We start from the raw sequence: 15,251 nt of genomic DNA, 5'->3' as shown, positions 1-15,251 counted from the left end.
GCTACCCGGCACAATGTATGGCAGGAACATTAGCCAACAAACATCACCGACACGCACAGCACGCCGACGATCAGCGTCAGCAGGCTGCCAGGGGAGCGGTAAGGCTTCAGCGAAGGGATCAGGTACGTCGACAGCGTCGGCATGATAAACAAAATCATGGCGATAAGCGGGCCGCTGATGGCGTAAATCATCGAAATCGCGTTCGGGTTTATGCAGCAGACCGCGAAGGTAATTAACGACACACCCATAATGGAAATCGCGCGGTTAAAGGCGCGGCTCTTTTTCATACCCACCTGATTGAGCGACGACTTCACGATCTCCGTCGCCCCCTCAATGACCCCAAAATAGGTGCCGAGGAACGATTTCGACATCGCAACAATCGCCACGATTATCCCGGAAATGCCGAGCCATGCGGGAGAAGAGGGCATCATCGACAGTGCTGACAGGATGGTTACCCCTTGCTCTTTGGCGGCCACAATATAGGACGGCGGAATCGAGAGCAGGCAGCTGAAGACAAAGAACAGCACGCTCAGGCAGATAATCAGGTACGCTACCTTCATGATCTTCTTGCATTTATCCATGGCGGCGTCAGCAAACTTCTCGCGACGATCCACGGCAAATGTCGAGATAATCGGGGTATGGCTGAAGGCAAACACCATCACCGGAATGGAAATCCATACCTGATGCAGCGTATGGCGATCAACGGCCATCTGGCTGGTAAGTAGCGAGGGTTGCCAGCTCCCGGTCAGGTAGATCGAGACAAACAGGAAGTAGGCAATCAGCGGGAATACCAGGAAGCCCATCACCTTTATCGTGATATGCCGTCCCATCAGGAAGATCAGATTCAGCACCAGCACCACACTTAAACTGACCAGCACGCGCACGGCGGTATCCACCGTCAGGTGTTTTGCCAGTTGCTCGGTTAACGAGTTGGTGATGGCCACCGCGTAAATCTGCACCACCACAAAGAAGGCGATGAAATAGAGTGTGGTGATCAGATTGCCAATCTTCTTGCCGTAATAGTGCGAGACGGCGCCGGTGATCCCTTCATTGCCTTTTGTTTTTGAAGAGAGAATAAATTGCGCCAGCGCGCGATGCGGCCAGTAGGTTAACGGGTAGGCCACAAGGGCGGTAATAAACAGAACAATAGCGCCTGCAGAGCCCAGCTGAATGGGCAAGAACAGCGTTCCTGCGCCCACGGCCGTGCCATAGAGAGCGAAACTCCAGAGAGTCTCATCTTTTGACCAAATTTTCGACATTAGAGCAACGTTTCAACTATCAAACCATCAGAATGGCGTGCAATTTACCATAATTATGTTCGTAGAGCGCAGTTGCTTCGTTGGCATTTGGCCGGAACAGGCGTCCGGCCAGAGAGCATTTAGCCTGCCAGGGCGCGTCGTTGCTGGCGACGCTTAAGGAATTTCTCACGCAGGTTATCGTATGCCCAGTTATAGAACATGGTGTAGGGCAGGAAGAACAGGAAGAAACCTATTTCCAGTGTGAATGCCTGAAGCAAGGTGACGCCCAGCACGGCAGCGACAATCGACACACCAATCACAATAAACCCACATTCGAACCCCAGGGCGTGCAGCGCACGCACTTTTGCCGTGCGTGTTACCCGCTGGACTGGCCAGAAACGGTCGAAACCGAAGTTATAAATAATGTTCCAGAGCATGGCGGTAGTGGCCAGAATAACGGTCAATCCCCCCATTTCCACTACGGAGCGCTGCATGAGCCACGCGGCCGTAGGGGCGAGGATCGCCGTGGCAATCCCTTCGAAACAGACAGCATGGAAGATCCGCTCCGGCAGTTTACGTTGGAGTGCATCCTGATGTTGCATAGTGTAGACCTCATTAATTCGCCGGTATGGGCGGTGATGCGGCCTATTTTTATCGTTAAAGCTGATATATTAAAGATGGTATCCATCGATAAAGTAGATAGGTTATGCGCTATTCACCTGAAGCCCTTACCGCGTTTGTTGAGGCCGTTGCGGCTGGCTCTTTCTCTGCTGCCGCACGTCGGCTGCGTAAAAGTCAGTCGACGATCAGCACCTCCATTGCCCATCTTGAAGCCGATCTCGGTTTTGAGCTGTTTGACCGCTCGGCGCGTCAGCCGGTGTTAACGGCTCAGGGTGAACAGGTGCTGGGTTATGTGCAGGCCATCCTTGCCGCCAGCACGCGGCTGGATGAACTGGCGGTGTCGCTAACGGCACAAACGGAGGCGCGTCTGACATTTGTCCTTTCCGATACCCTGAACCCGGACGTGCTGGAAGAGATGATGAAGCAGTTTGACGCTCGCTTTCCCCATACGGCGTTCGAATGTCTGATTGGCGAGGAAGAGGATGTGATCGATCTGCTGCAAAAGGCGCGAGCGCAGGTGGGGCTGACGGAAGCGCGGGACAGTTACCCCACCGACATTGGCGTTACCCGCCTGCCGATGCAGACCCGTATGGCAATTTATGTTGCGACCACGCACCCCCTGGCGGGCCAAGCCGAAGTGCAGAGTGACGAGCTGCACGGCTGGCGCGAACTGCGGCTTAGCACTTATCTGGAACGCGAGGCTGAAATTGCGCGAGGGCCCGTCTGGTCAGCACCGAATTACCTGTTACTCTTGAGTATGGCAGTGCAGGGATTCGGCTGGTGCGTGTTGCCGTGCGCGCTGGTGGATGAATTTGCCGCCGCGAAATCCCTGGTTCAGCTCAATGTGCCTGGCTGGCCAAGAGCGATCGGCATCGATCTGCTGTGGAATAAACGATCCCCTCCCGGCGTTGCCGGAAGCTGGCTGCGGCAGTATCTGCAGGATGTCCGTTAATCCTTGTGATTAAACTCACTATTTTTAAACAATTAAGATAATTGCCAGTAACAATCCTCTACTATCGTCATGTCATTTAACACAGAGGTCGTGATGAAAGATGTCGTCATAGTGGGTGCGTTGCGTACAGCTATCGGCTGTTTTCAGGGAGCGCTCGCGCGTCACTCGGCGGTTGACCTGGGCAGCGTGGTGGTCAAAGCGCTGGTGGAACGTAGCGGGGTCGCCGCACACGAAATTGATGAGGTGATCCTGGGGCAGGTTCTCACTGCCGGAGCCGGGCAAAACCCTGCGCGCCAGGCGGCCCTGAAAGGCGGTCTGCCCAACACCGTATCCGCCATCACCATCAACGACGTCTGTGGTTCAGGACTCAAAGCGCTTCATCTCGCTACGCAAGCCATTCAATGCGGTGAAGCGGATGTGGTTATTGCTGGCGGACAAGAGAATATGAGCCGTGCGCCGCACGTTCTCACCGACAGTCGTACCGGTGCGCAGTTAGGTAACAGTCAGTTGCTCGACAGCCTGGTGCATGACGGGCTGTGGGATGCGTTCAATGACTATCATATGGGCGTGACGGCGGAAAACCTGGCGCGCGAGTACGGTATCAGCCGTGAATTGCAGGATGCTTACGCGCTCAGTTCCCAGCAAAAGGCGCGTGCTGCGATTGATTCTGGTCGTTTTCGCGACGAGATTGTCCCGGTCAGTACGCAGCGTCAGAACGGCGAGGTGGTTGTCGTGGATACTGACGAACAGCCGCGCACTGACGCCAGTGCTGAAGGCCTGGCAAGACTCAATCCTGCGTTTGAAACCCAGGGCTCGGTCACGGCGGGCAATGCCTCTTCCATTAACGACGGCGCCGCAGCCGTTATGATGATGAGTGAAAGTAAAGCCCTGGAGCTGGATCTCCCTGTCCTGGCCCGCATCAAGGCGTTTGCCAGCGTGGGTGTTGATCCGGCACTGATGGGGATCGCACCCGTCTACGCTACCCGTCGCTGTCTGGATCGCGCAGGGTGGCAACTCTCCGATGTGGATCTGATTGAAGTGAACGAAGCGTTTGCCGCGCAGGCGATCTCCGTCGGCAAAATGCTGGAGTGGGATCCGCTGCGGGTCAACGTAAACGGTGGAGCCATTGCGCTGGGTCACCCTATCGGGGCGTCCGGTTGCCGGATACTGGTTTCACTGGTCCACGAAATGAAAAAACGCAATGCCCGCAAAGGGATAGCAACGCTCTGTATAGGCGGTGGGCAAGGGGTGGCGCTGGCCATCGAACGCTAATCTTTCCTGATTAATGAAACCTCCTCCGGGAGGTTTTTTTTATCCTCCCTTCATTCCCATACCTCTTAACCGTGATCCGGGTGTCATTTTCGTTATAAACAAAATAAAAAATGAAACGTTGTTTTGAATTTAATTGAAAAGCCTATTTTATGCCGATAGTATGTGTTCATCATGAAAACGGAACGTTGTTTCGTTTATTTTCTTCTTTTGGGCATGACCACATCTGGAGGTTACCGTGGACGTCAGACAAAGCATTCACAGTGCGCACGCCAAAACGCTGGATACGCAGGGGCTGCGCAGTGAGTTTTTAGTTGAGCAGGTGTTCGAGGCCGACAAGTACACCATGGTCTACAGCCATATCGACCGCATTATTGTCGGCGGCATTATGCCGGTGGCAAAAACCGTCTCCGTGGGCGGGGAAGTGGGTAAACAGCTGGGCGTGAGCTATTTTCTGGAGCGTCGTGAGCTGGGGGTGATTAATATCGGCGGGCCGGGCACGATTACCGTGGACGGCCAGTGCTTCGAGATTGGTCACCGCGATGCGCTGTACGTCGGTAAAGGGGCGAAAGAGGTGGTCTTTGCCAGCATCGACGGCGGTAAGCCCGCGAAGTTTTACTATAACTGCGCCCCTGCGCATACCTCATACCCGACAAAAAAAGTGACGCCTGAGGACGCAGCGCCCGTAACGCTGGGCGATAACCTCACCAGCAACCGTCGCACCATCAATAAATATTTCGTTCCGGATGTGCTGGAAACCTGCCAGCTCAGCATGGGGCTGACTGAACTGGCTCCGGGCAACCTGTGGAATACCATGCCGTGCCATACCCATGAACGCCGCATGGAAGTCTACTTCTACTTCAACATGGACGACGATGCCTGCGTGTTCCACATGATGGGGCAGCCGCAGGAGACGCGCCATATCGTCATGCATAACGAGCAGGCGGTGATTTCACCAAGCTGGTCTATTCACTCTGGCGTAGGGACCAAAGCCTATACCTTCATCTGGGGTATGGTCGGCGAAAACCAGGTCTTCGATGACATGGACCACGTTGCTGTTAAGGATCTGCGCTAGTCGCGGGCAGTTAAGTATCAATCTGCCTGTTGGTGACAGGCGCTGAAGAGTAAGGAACTAACATGATTCTGGATGCATTTTCTCTGCAGGGCAAAGTGGCGGTGGTTTCCGGTTGCGACACTGGCCTGGGTCAGGGGATGGCGTTAGGTCTGGCGGAAGCGGGTTGTGACATCGTCGGGATTAATATCGTTGAACCCACAGAAACGATTGAGCGCGTGACTGCGCTGGGGCGTCGTTTTCTTAGCCTTACCGCCGACCTGCGTAAAATTGACGGCATTCCGCAACTGCTTGAGCGCGCGGTGGCGGAATGGGGCCATATTGATATTCTGGTCAACAACGCGGGTCTGATCCGTCGTGAAGACGCGATTAATTTCAGCGAGACTGACTGGGACGACGTCATGAACCTGAATATTAAGAGCGTATTCTTTATGTCTCAGGCGGCGGCAAAGCACTTCATCGCGCAGGGAAAAGGCGGCAAGATCATTAACATCGCCTCGATGCTCTCCTTCCAGGGCGGCATCCGCGTGCCGTCTTATACGGCGTCAAAAAGCGCGGTGATGGGCGTGACCCGTCTGCTGGCGAACGAGTGGGCGCAGCACAATATCAACGTCAACGCGATTGCCCCGGGCTACATGGCCACTAATAACACCCAGCAGCTGCGTGCGGACGAAGAACGCAGTGCGGCCATTCTGGAGCGTATCCCGGCCGGGCGCTGGGGTCTGCCGAGTGACCTGATGGGGCCGGTTGTGTTTCTGGCCTCCTCAGCCTCGGACTACATCAATGGTTATACCATTGCGGTGGATGGCGGCTGGCTGGCACGATAACGTCGCTTCTGACAAAACCTCTGCGCTTCAGCGGAGGTTTTTTTTGCTTAAAAATTGTCAAAATCCATATCGATAAACACGAAAAATCCATACTGAAAAATGATAAATGACTGCTGTCACACTTTTATTCCTGAAAAATTAACGCATTAGTAAAATATTGTGATTATTCAGGATTAGTTGAAATTGTAATGTCCATCACAGATCGCTATGCCATAGCGAAATCATCCATATCTTCGCGAATTCCAGCCTGACACTTTTCCGCGCTTTCTCGTAATTTCACTTAACAAATTTTGCTGTTGAGGCAGGAAAAATATGACATCTATCAATGACTCTACCCTGATGCCCGCTGCGCTGCGCGATACCCGACGCATGAACCAGTTTGTCTCCATTGCGGCAGCTGTAGCGGGTCTGCTGTTCGGCCTGGATATCGGCGTCATCGCCGGGGCGCTGCCGTTTATTACCGATCATTTTACGTTGAGTAATCGCCTGCAGGAGTGGGTGGTGAGCAGCATGATGCTTGGTGCGGCTATCGGTGCGCTGTTTAACGGCTGGCTTTCGTTCCGCCTCGGGCGCAAATACAGCCTGATGGTCGGCGCCGTCCTGTTTGTTGCGGGGTCGATTGGCTCTGCATTTGCGACCAACGTAGAGGTGCTGCTGCTTTCCCGCGTGCTGCTCGGCGTGGCAGTGGGGATCGCATCCTACACAGCACCGCTTTATCTCTCTGAGATGGCAAGTGAGAATGTGCGCGGCAGGATGATCAGTATGTATCAGCTGATGGTGACGCTGGGCATCGTGCTGGCGTTCCTGTCCGATACGTACTTCAGCTACAGCGGCAACTGGCGCGCCATGCTCGGCGTGCTGGCGTTGCCTGCGGTGGTGCTGATTGTACTAGTGATCTTCCTGCCCAATAGCCCGCGCTGGCTGGCGCAAAAAGGGCGTCACGTCGAGGCGGAAGAGGTGCTGCGGATGCTGCGCGATACTTCTGAAAAAGCGCGTGAAGAGCTGAACGAAATCCGCGAAAGCCTGAAGCTGAAGCAGGGGGGCTGGGCGCTGTTTAAGATCAACCGCAACGTGCGCCGCGCGGTGTTCCTCGGCATGTTGCTGCAGGCGATGCAGCAGTTCACCGGGATGAACATCATCATGTACTACGCGCCACGCATCTTCAAAATGGCCGGTTTTACCACCACTGAGCAGCAGATGATTGCCACGCTGGTGGTGGGGCTCACCTTTATGTTCGCCACTTTTATTGCGGTATTCACCGTCGATAAAGCCGGGCGTAAACCGGCGCTGAAAATTGGCTTTAGCGTGATGGCTCTCGGTACGCTGATCCTCGGCTACTGCCTGATGCAGTTTGATAACGGCACGGCCTCAAGCGGTCTTTCCTGGCTTTCTGTCGGGATGACCATGATGTGTATTGCCGGTTACGCGATGAGCGCCGCACCTGTGGTGTGGATCCTGTGCTCCGAAATTCAGCCGCTCAAATGCCGTGACTTTGGGATCACCTGTTCCACCACCACCAACTGGGTGTCGAACATGATCATTGGTGCGACCTTCCTGACGCTGCTGGATGCCATTGGCGCTGCGGGAACCTTCTGGCTCTACACGGTGCTGAACGTGGCGTTTATTGGCGTGACCTTCTGGCTGATTCCGGAAACCAAAGGTGTGACGCTGGAACATATTGAACGCAAACTGATGGCCGGGGAAAAACTGCGTAATATCGGCGTGTAATGTAAATGCCGGGGGGCCCTACGTTTACTGGGCCTGCGTGGGCAAAATGTACGCCGGGTAAGCGCTAGCGCCACCCGGCTTTTTTTTAGCTCGATAATTAACAAGAGCAATGTCGTAAATAACTACCAACTTTGATAGCAAGCACACACATAGCCGATTCTTGCGTTCAGATTATTCTTATTTCCTAGTATTATCTGAACACTGAATTCACCAGGCAGGACTTTACTGCAATCGCAACAGAAGAACGGCTATGTCAGCAATGGATTTCAAAAAAAATACGGATCTCGATTTTCCCTCATATGCTACCCCCGCAATCTCTCCAAAAGAGATCGACCTTCTGGGTCTGTTAGATGTTCTGCTTGCCGCGAAAAAACGCATCGTCACCATCGTCTTTATCTTTGCGCTGGCAGGTCTGGCTATTGCGTTTATGTTGCCGCAAAAATGGACCAGTAAAGCGGTGATCACCCCGGCAGAGCAGACGCAGTGGAACCCGCTGCGCCAGATGATGGTTGCGCTGCAGGTTCTGGATGTGAAGGCGCAGGTGACACGTTCGGAAATCTTTGACCTGTTTATCAAAAAATTCCAGTCGCAGTCATTGCTCAAAGAGTATTTGACCTCTTCCCCTTACGTCATGTCACAGCTCGAAGAGGTTGAGGTTGACGCGCTTGAACTGCACCGTGCGGTCGTCAATATTGCGGAAAGAATGAAAGCGGTGAATGACGCGCAGGCAAAAGATGCGGATAAAGTGCCTTATGTCTCCTGGACTCTGAGCTTCACGGCACCGAAAGCCAGTGATGCGCAAACCGTACTGGAGGGGTATATCAATTATATCGCGGCGGTTGTTGAAAAAGAGACAGTGCAAAATATCCGTAACCAGATCGCCCTGAGGACGAATGAGGTAGAGCAGCAGCTTAAGCTCGACCGTGTGCGTCTGACCAATATTCACAATACTAACCTGCAGCGGCTGAATTATTCGCTGGAAGTGGCAAATGCTGCGGGCATTAAGAAGCCAGTCTACAGCAGCGGGCAGGCGGTAAAAGATGACCCGGATTACTCCGTTGCGCTCGGTGCTGACGGAATCGCGCAAAAGCTGCAGATTGAAAAAAATCTCAAAGATGTGACGGAGCTGAACGCGGACTTCCAGAACCGGGAATACTATCTGGCGCAGCTGAAAAATCTCTCCTTTGCAGACGTTAAGCTTGAACCCTTCAGGTATCAGCTTTCTCCGTCTTTGCCGGTGAAAAAAGACGGTCCGGGCAAACCTCTGATTGTAATTCTGGCGGCACTCCTGGGCGGGCTCTTTGCCTGCGGTAGCGTGTTGCTGCGTGAAGCGATGCTCTCCCGTCATCCGCTGTCAGAGCCGTTGACACAATAAACGCAGGGTTTAAAAAGGCGCTGAATACAGCGCCTTTTTTTATGGGCGTCGGTTGTGTTAAAAGAGATACCAGAGATAAGGAGAGATAATGAAAACGATCGGCCTGATAGGTGGGATGAGCTGGGAATCGACAATCCCTTATTACCGCCTGATTAACGAAGGAGTAAAGCAGCGTCTGGGCGGACTGCATTCTGCGAGTCTGCTGCTGCACAGCGTTGATTTCCATGAAATTGAAGCCTGTCAGTCGAGCGGAGAGTGGGATAAAGCCGGTGAAATACTGGCGGATGCCGCGCTGGGGCTGGAGCGTGCGGGGGCGCAGGGCATTCTGCTGTGTACCAATACGATGCACAAAGTTGCATCGCACATTGAAGCACGCTGTTCGCTGCCATTCCTGCACATCGCCGATGCCACAGGACGTGCGATTCGCTCGTCGGGGATGTCGCGCGTGGCATTGCTCGGCACGCGCTACACCATGGAGCAGGATTTCTATCGCGGGCGTTTGCACAGCGAGTTCGGCATCGAAAGCCTGATACCGGATGAGAAAGACCGGGCGCGCCTCAATCAGATTATCTTCGAAGAACTGTGCCTGGGTACCTTCAGCGAGCCTTCCCGGGCGTATTACGTCAGCGTGATTGAAAAGCTGGCGCAGCAGGGGGCTGAAGGGGTGATCTTCGGCTGCACGGAGATCGGCCTGCTGGTGCCTGCAGAGCGAAGCCCGGTCCCGGTCTTTGATACCGCCGCCATTCACGCCGCCGATGCCGTGGAGTTTATGCTCTCATAATGGGTTTTGCCGTTCAGGTAAGCGAAGCGCCACCTGGCGGGCGTGCTCCATTAAGTGTTCGGTGAATGTGTCCACCAGCGCGGAGGCCGGACGGTGTAGCGGGCGGATCAGGCTCACGGTGAACGGAACGGATAGGCTAAACGGGCGAATCACGATATCGCTCCCGGCATAATCCAGCGCCGTGAGCGGGTTAACGACCGCGACGCCGACGCCAGCCCGCACCATTGCACATATTGACGCCGCGCTGTGCGTTTCCACTACCATCCGCCGTTTCACCTGATGCTCAGCAAAAAGCGTATCCAGCAGCTGCCGGTAGCTGTCGGTTTGCGACAGGCTAATATAGTTCTCCCCGTGGAAATCCTCTGGTGCAATCACTGTCTTACCGGCGAGCCGGTGCCCGGCGGGCAAAACGCACACTTCATCTAAAGAAAGTAACTCCGTGCGTGCCGTTCCCGCAGGCGTGGAGAGCGTTTCGGTCAGGCCCAAATCATGACGCTGTGCTGAAAGCCACTCTTCAAGCAGGGGGGACTCCTGCGGCACGATGGTGAGATTGACTTCCGGATAGCGGGCCAGAAAAGGCTGAAGCAGGGTCGGTAAAAAAGACTGAGAGAAAACCGGAAGACAGACAATCGACAGCTCGCCCTGACGAAACTCGCGCAGACTTTCCGCCGCACTGACAATTCTGTCCAGCCCGTACCAGGAGCGTTGGACTTCCTCAAACAGGCGCAACCCCTGCACCGTTGGGTGAAGTCTTCCTCGGGTGCGCTCGAACAGTTTCAGTTCCAGTACCTTTTCGAAGCGCGCCAGCTCGCGGCTGACCGTCGGCTGCGACGTATGCAGCATCTGCGCGGCTTCGGTGAGATTGCCGGTGGTCATCACAGCGTGAAAAATCTCTATATGGCGTAAATTCACAGCGGGCATAGGGCACCTGAAAGCAGAGAACTGTCCATATCATTTTTGCATAGACTCACGATAAAACGATATTTTTTATTCTCCTTCCGCTGTGGCGTAATCATGAAAAATGAATTTATCCGGAGAAGACCATGCCACGCCCGCTCAATCAAACTGATACCGATTTAAATGCCGAAAACTTGCTCCGCCTGCCCGCCGAGTTTGGTTGCCCGGTATGGGTCTACGACGCGCAGATCGTTCGCGAGAAGATCGCGGCCCTGCATCAGTTTGACGTGGTGCGTTTTGCCCAGAAGGCCTGCTCCAATATTCACATCCTGCGTCTGATGCGTGAGCAGGGGGTCAAGGTTGACTCTGTCTCGCTGGGTGAAATCGAACGTGCGCTGGCGGCCGGATTTGATCCGAAAACCGATCCAGACGCGATTGTCTTTACTGCGGATCTGATTGACGACGCCACGCTGGCGCGCGTGCATGAACTACAGGTGCCGGTGAATGCCGGTTCGGTGGATATGCTGGAGCAGCTGGGTCAGGTTTCACCAGGTCATCGCGTCTGGCTGCGTGTGAATCCGGGTTTCGGTCACGGTCATAGCCAAAAAACGAACACCGGCGGCGAAAACAGCAAGCACGGCATCTGGTATGCCGACATGCCAGCCGCGCTTGACGTGTTGCAGCGTTACAACCTGAAGCTGGTGGGTATTCACATGCACATTGGCTCTGGCGTGGATTACGGTCATCTGGAGCAGGTTTGCGGAGCGATGGTGCGCCAGGTTGTCGATTTTGGCCAGGATCTTGAGGCGATCTCCGCCGGGGGCGGGCTTTCCATTCCTTACCGCGAAGGAGAGGAGGCGATCGATACCGATCACTATTACGGCCTGTGGAGCGCCGCGCGTGACCAAATCGCCGCCCATCTCGGTCATGACGTGAAGCTGGAAATTGAGCCGGGTCGTTTCCTGGTGGCCGAAGCCGGTGTGCTGGTGGCGCAGGTACGCAGCGTCAAAGAGATGGGCTCCCGCCACTTCGTATTGATTGACGCGGGCTTTAACGACCTGATGCGTCCATCGATGTACGGCAGCTATCATCACATTACCGCGCTGGCCGCTGATGGCCGCGATTTAACGAATGCGCCGCGCCGCGAGACGGTTGTCGCAGGCCCGCTGTGTGAATCGGGGGACGTATTCACTCAGCAGGAAGGTGGAAAAGTGGAAACCCGCGCGCTGCCAGAGGTGAAGCCGGGCGATTACCTGGTGCTTCACGACACCGGGGCGTACGGGGCGTCGATGTCCTCGAACTACAACAGCCGCCCGCTGCTGCCGGAAGTACTGTTTGATAACGGCAAAGCGGAGTTGATCCGTCGTCGTCAGACCATTCAGGAACTGCTGGCTTTAGAACTCATCTGAGTAAAGTACGGCCCGGTGGTGACCGAATCGCGTAATACCAGCGTGCCGGTAAACGGTGGGATCGCATCGACCGGCTGGTTTTTTGCCAGCCGGATCGCCTGATCGATGGCCGTAATAATCATGTTATCTATCGGCAGATAAACCGATGAAAGCGCAGGCTCCAGCCACTTCGCGCTTGGGGCATCGTCAAAACCGAACAGGGAGATATCCTGCGGGATCTTGAGTCCTGCCTGGTGCAATGCTTTGGACGCACCCAGTGCCATATCATCGTTACAGGCAAACAGGGCGCTAAACGGCACGCCGTCGGCAATCAGCTCCTTGCACAGCTCATAGCCTCTCGTCATTCCGGCATCACCGTACTTAATTCGACGCTCGTCCAGGCGAATACCGTGCTTTTCCAGCGCTTTGCGATAGCCCATCAGCCGCGCTTTACCCGTGGGCGTGTGGATCGGGACGGTAATACAGGCGATCTCCCGATGGCCCTGATTGATCAGGTAATCCACCGCCTTAAATGCGGCATCCTGCTGTTCGAAGAACACGCAGCGATCCGGAGCCTGACTGACTTCACGGTTGATGACCACCAGCGGCGTTTGCACGGTATTCATCAGTTTGATGATCGCTTTTTCGCTCATATAGCGCGTGTAAAGCACAATGGCATCACACTGACGATCGGCCAGCATTTGCACCGCCTGTTCTTCCTGTTCCGGCGCGTCGTGACCGTCGGTGACAATCAGCTGTTTGCCGTGGGTTTCGGTCTGCCGCGACGCCTGCTGCAGAAGGCGCCCAAAATAAAAGCCGTCGAAGGTGGAGACGACCAGACCAATGCTGTTGCTGGTCTGGTTAGCCAGTGAGCGCGCGAGAAAGTTGGGGCGGTAGCCCAGCTCTTCCATCGCAGCAAAGACCTGCTGACGCGTACTCTCTTTAACCTGACCCGTGCCGTTCAGCACGCGCGAGACGGTAGCCTTCGACACGCCCGCACGCAGTGAGACATCCAGCATTGTTGCCATTCTACATTCCTGCTTCCACGTAATGCCCTGCAGTTTAACACAGACCTGACGGCGTATAAGCGATGCGGGAAGGGCAAAACTTCTGCCACGATCACGCTTTTTGGTAACGATTCGCCTGGCCCCTCAGAAGTAAAACGTAATAGTCTGACTCTGGTAAAATAATCGACAAACCGGGCTGGAGGCGTCAGGCTAGCCCATTAATAAGAACACCCAGGTGAAACGTGAAAAAGAGTGTCATCCTCCCGCTTTATGAAGCCCCGCAGTATGCGGAGCAGGTTACCGACTGGATATGGCAGGCGTTTGGCGAGGGGCTCCCACGGGCATTTTTCCACAGCATCGTTGAGCACAGCCAGGCGCCGGGGGCACTGCCGTTGACGTTTATCGCTTTAGAAGACCAACAGCTTCTCGGCACGGTGGGCCTCTGGCGCTGCGATTTGATCACCCGACAGGATCTCTGTCCGTGGCTGGCGGCGCTCTACGTTGATGAGGCGGCGCGCGGTAAGGGACTGGCAGGTAAGTTACAGCAACACGTTATCGCCTTTGCCGCACAGGCCGGATACGACGAACTCCATCTCTGGTCTGCCTGCCGTGACTTCTATGAACGTTACGGCTGGCAGTACATTGGCGATGGGCTGGAGTATCCCGATAAAACGGTACATCTGTACCGTTATTCGCTTTGCGCTTCAGCAGGCGACGCAACGGAGTGACGGCGCACTAAGGTTGGGCTGAAGAGATGGGTAATTTCCGGTGGCTGGCGTTGCTCGGCCAGCGCTAACGCCAGCTCGGCAGCCTGTGTGGCCATCGTGATGATAGGGTAACGCACGGTGGTCAGGCGCGGGCGCACATAGCGAGAGACCAGCACATCATCAAAGCCAATCAGCGAGATTTCTGCCGGGACCTCAATCCCGTTATCATTCAATACCCCCATTGCGCCAGCGGCCATCGAGTCGTTATAGCTGGCCACTGCCGTGAAGTTCCGTCCGCGGCCCAGCAGTTCCGTCATAGCCTGTTCGCCACCGCTCTCATCCGGTTCACCATAGGCCACCAGACGGTCATTACAGGGCAGACCGTTTTCGCGCAGGGCATCGTAGTAGCCCTGAAGACGATCTTCTGCGTCAGAAATAGGGTGGTTGGAACAGAGATAGCCAATCCGCGTATGTCCCTGTTGAATCAGATGACGGGTCGCAAGCCAGGCGCCGTAGCGGTCGTCGAGAGCCACGCAGCGTTTTTCAAATCCAGGAATAATGCGGTTGATGATGACCATGCCGGGCATCTGCTTCATCAGGTGGATCAGTTCGGCATCCGGGATCATTTTGGCGTGAACCACCAGCGCTGCGCAGCGGTGGCGGATCAGCTGTTCGATCGCCTGGCGCTCTTTTTGCTCATTATGATAGCCATTGCCGATCAGTAAAAAGTTACCCGTCTGATAAGAGACCTGTTCAACCGCCTTCACCATGGCGCCGAAAAAGGGGTCGGATACATCACCCACCACCAGACCAATGGTTTCAGTGGACTGCTGGGCGAGCGCGCGAGCATTGGCGTTGGGGTGGTAGTTCAGGGTTTCCATGGCGCTTTGTACCGCCTGGCGCGATGCGTCGCTGGCTTTGGGGGAATCATTAATCACGCGGGAGACGGTGGCAACCGAAACACCGGCCAGACGAGCCACATCCTTTATTGTCGCCATTTATAACCTTCTTATTAGGGGTAAGCGTTTACACACCAAATAGTGTTGCGGAAAAGTGGCGTGCATTCAAGGGGCACCGATTTCCCCTCACTACAAACGTGACGCAGAACACCCCTGATCGTGTAATCGTTACACGCGCAGTCATGTCAGAAGACGGTGAATCTGAACCTTTGGTTACACTTTGCCTCAGGCTGTTGCGATTGTCCGGTGGCGATGACGTTAAAGAGGTTGATAGAGTCGAGATCCCAGAGGTATTGATAGGTGGAATCAACTCCGGTTGATTAACACGACTTACACCAGCCTGCGTTTTTACGCAGGTTTTTTTTTGCCTGATAGTTCAACCTGTAACAGCAAAAGAGAATATTCACACCTGGTTGCACTTCGGCTCATT

The 15,251-nt window shown here is 54.8% G+C and carries 14 protein-coding genes; 9 read left to right on the top strand and 5 right to left on the bottom strand.

Annotation, left to right across the window (positions count from 1 at the left end; genetic code table 11):
* Positions 1 to 29: 29 nt before the first annotated feature.
* Positions 30 to 1,259, bottom strand: a complete 1,230-nt coding sequence (locus tag ACOTY9_RS12455) for an amino acid permease (protein ID WP_348565894.1) — start codon at positions 1,257 to 1,259, stop codon at positions 30 to 32.
* A 119-nt stretch (positions 1,260 to 1,378) separates the two neighbouring features.
* Positions 1,379 to 1,840 (bottom strand): multidrug/biocide efflux PACE transporter, encoded by a 462-nt coding sequence (locus ACOTY9_RS12450; RefSeq protein WP_032635641.1) that lies wholly within the window; start codon positions 1,838 to 1,840, stop codon positions 1,379 to 1,381.
* A 104-nt stretch (positions 1,841 to 1,944) separates the two neighbouring features.
* Between ACOTY9_RS12450 and ACOTY9_RS12445 the strand changes: the two genes are divergently transcribed.
* The 7 genes from ACOTY9_RS12445 (at position 1,945) to ACOTY9_RS12415 (ending at position 9,863) form a co-directional block, all read left to right on the top strand.
* Positions 1,945 to 2,811, top strand: a complete 867-nt coding sequence (locus ACOTY9_RS12445; RefSeq protein WP_045281958.1) for a LysR family transcriptional regulator — start codon at positions 1,945 to 1,947, stop codon at positions 2,809 to 2,811.
* 93 nt (positions 2,812 to 2,904) lie between these two features.
* A complete protein-coding gene (locus ACOTY9_RS12440) occupies positions 2,905 to 4,083 on the top strand; it encodes an acetyl-CoA C-acetyltransferase (protein ID WP_014885099.1) in 1,179 nt (392 codons plus the stop codon).
* Between the two features lie 235 nt (positions 4,084 to 4,318).
* The gene (gene kduI, locus ACOTY9_RS12435; RefSeq protein WP_014885098.1) at positions 4,319 to 5,155 is read left to right on the top strand and encodes a 5-dehydro-4-deoxy-D-glucuronate isomerase; all 837 of its coding nucleotides are present in this window, start codon (positions 4,319 to 4,321) and stop codon (positions 5,153 to 5,155) included.
* 62 nt (positions 5,156 to 5,217) lie between these two features.
* A complete protein-coding gene (gene kduD, locus ACOTY9_RS12430; RefSeq protein WP_014885097.1) occupies positions 5,218 to 5,979 on the top strand; it encodes a 2-dehydro-3-deoxy-D-gluconate 5-dehydrogenase KduD in 762 nt (253 codons plus the stop codon).
* 312 nt (positions 5,980 to 6,291) lie between these two features.
* Positions 6,292 to 7,707: a sugar porter family MFS transporter gene (locus ACOTY9_RS12425; RefSeq protein WP_023331227.1), complete on the top strand. Its 1,416-nt coding sequence runs from the start codon at positions 6,292 to 6,294 to the stop codon at positions 7,705 to 7,707.
* A gap of 250 nt (positions 7,708 to 7,957) precedes the next feature.
* Positions 7,958 to 9,082, top strand: coding sequence for an LPS O-antigen length regulator Wzz(fepE) (wzz(fepE), locus tag ACOTY9_RS12420; protein WP_045134118.1), 1,125 nt, complete (start codon positions 7,958 to 7,960; stop codon positions 9,080 to 9,082).
* An 88-nt stretch (positions 9,083 to 9,170) separates the two neighbouring features.
* Positions 9,171 to 9,863 (top strand): aspartate/glutamate racemase, encoded by a 693-nt coding sequence (locus ACOTY9_RS12415; protein WP_014885094.1) that lies wholly within the window; start codon positions 9,171 to 9,173, stop codon positions 9,861 to 9,863.
* On the opposite strand, the gene ACOTY9_RS12410 is transcribed toward ACOTY9_RS12415, so the two are convergent.
* On the bottom strand, positions 9,858 to 10,784 hold the full coding sequence (locus ACOTY9_RS12410) for a LysR family transcriptional regulator (RefSeq protein WP_014885093.1): 927 nt from the start codon (positions 10,782 to 10,784) through the stop codon (positions 9,858 to 9,860). The two genes, ACOTY9_RS12415 and ACOTY9_RS12410, sit on opposite strands and share 6 nt — an antisense overlap.
* Before the next feature lie 122 nt (positions 10,785 to 10,906).
* On the opposite strand from ACOTY9_RS12410, the gene lysA reads away from it, so the two are divergent.
* The gene (gene lysA / locus ACOTY9_RS12405) at positions 10,907 to 12,169 is read left to right on the top strand and encodes a diaminopimelate decarboxylase (RefSeq protein ID WP_213783060.1); all 1,263 of its coding nucleotides are present in this window, start codon (positions 10,907 to 10,909) and stop codon (positions 12,167 to 12,169) included.
* Here lysA and ACOTY9_RS12400 read toward each other — a convergent pair.
* Complete coding sequence (locus ACOTY9_RS12400; RefSeq protein ID WP_014885091.1) at positions 12,139 to 13,176, bottom strand: LacI family DNA-binding transcriptional regulator; 1,038 nt, start codon at positions 13,174 to 13,176, stop codon at positions 12,139 to 12,141. The genes lysA and ACOTY9_RS12400 overlap by 31 nt on opposite strands.
* A 221-nt stretch (positions 13,177 to 13,397) precedes the next feature.
* Between ACOTY9_RS12400 and ACOTY9_RS12395 the strand changes: the two genes are divergently transcribed.
* Positions 13,398 to 13,883: a GNAT family N-acetyltransferase gene (locus ACOTY9_RS12395; protein WP_014885090.1), complete on the top strand. Its 486-nt coding sequence runs from the start codon at positions 13,398 to 13,400 to the stop codon at positions 13,881 to 13,883.
* On the opposite strand, the gene galR is transcribed toward ACOTY9_RS12395, so the two are convergent.
* Positions 13,844 to 14,860 carry an HTH-type transcriptional regulator GalR gene (galR, locus tag ACOTY9_RS12390; protein ID WP_014885089.1) on the bottom strand — a complete coding sequence of 339 codons (1,017 nt, stop codon included), beginning with the start codon at positions 14,858 to 14,860 and terminating at the stop codon, positions 13,844 to 13,846. The two genes, ACOTY9_RS12395 and galR, sit on opposite strands and share 40 nt — an antisense overlap.
* Between the last annotated feature and the right edge of the window lie 391 nt (positions 14,861 to 15,251).

This window comes from Enterobacter cloacae complex sp. SHL012, from assembly GCF_049237505.1.
Lineage (GTDB): Bacteria > Pseudomonadota > Gammaproteobacteria > Enterobacterales > Enterobacteriaceae > Enterobacter > Enterobacter kobei.
This window is presented reverse-complemented; position numbering and strand designations above follow the sequence as displayed.

Coding starts and splice junctions, on each gene's coding strand:
- ACOTY9_RS12455 (WP_348565894.1), bottom strand. CDS start 1,259: ATGTCGAAAATTTGGTCAAAAGATGAGACTCTCTGGAGTTTCGCTCTC.
- ACOTY9_RS12450 (WP_032635641.1), bottom strand. CDS start 1,840: ATGCAACATCAGGATGCACTCCAACGTAAACTGCCGGAGCGGATCTTC.
- ACOTY9_RS12445 (WP_045281958.1), top strand. CDS start 1,945: ATGCGCTATTCACCTGAAGCCCTTACCGCGTTTGTTGAGGCCGTTGCG.
- ACOTY9_RS12440 (WP_014885099.1), top strand. CDS start 2,905: ATGAAAGATGTCGTCATAGTGGGTGCGTTGCGTACAGCTATCGGCTGT.
- kduD (WP_014885097.1), top strand. CDS start 5,218: ATGATTCTGGATGCATTTTCTCTGCAGGGCAAAGTGGCGGTGGTTTCC.
- ACOTY9_RS12425 (WP_023331227.1), top strand. CDS start 6,292: ATGACATCTATCAATGACTCTACCCTGATGCCCGCTGCGCTGCGCGAT.
- ACOTY9_RS12415 (WP_014885094.1), top strand. CDS start 9,171: ATGAAAACGATCGGCCTGATAGGTGGGATGAGCTGGGAATCGACAATC.
- ACOTY9_RS12410 (WP_014885093.1), bottom strand. CDS start 10,784: ATGCCCGCTGTGAATTTACGCCATATAGAGATTTTTCACGCTGTGATG.
- lysA (WP_213783060.1), top strand. CDS start 10,907: ATGCCACGCCCGCTCAATCAAACTGATACCGATTTAAATGCCGAAAAC.
- ACOTY9_RS12400 (WP_014885091.1), bottom strand. CDS start 13,176: ATGGCAACAATGCTGGATGTCTCACTGCGTGCGGGCGTGTCGAAGGCT.
- galR (WP_014885089.1), bottom strand. CDS start 14,860: ATGGCGACAATAAAGGATGTGGCTCGTCTGGCCGGTGTTTCGGTTGCC.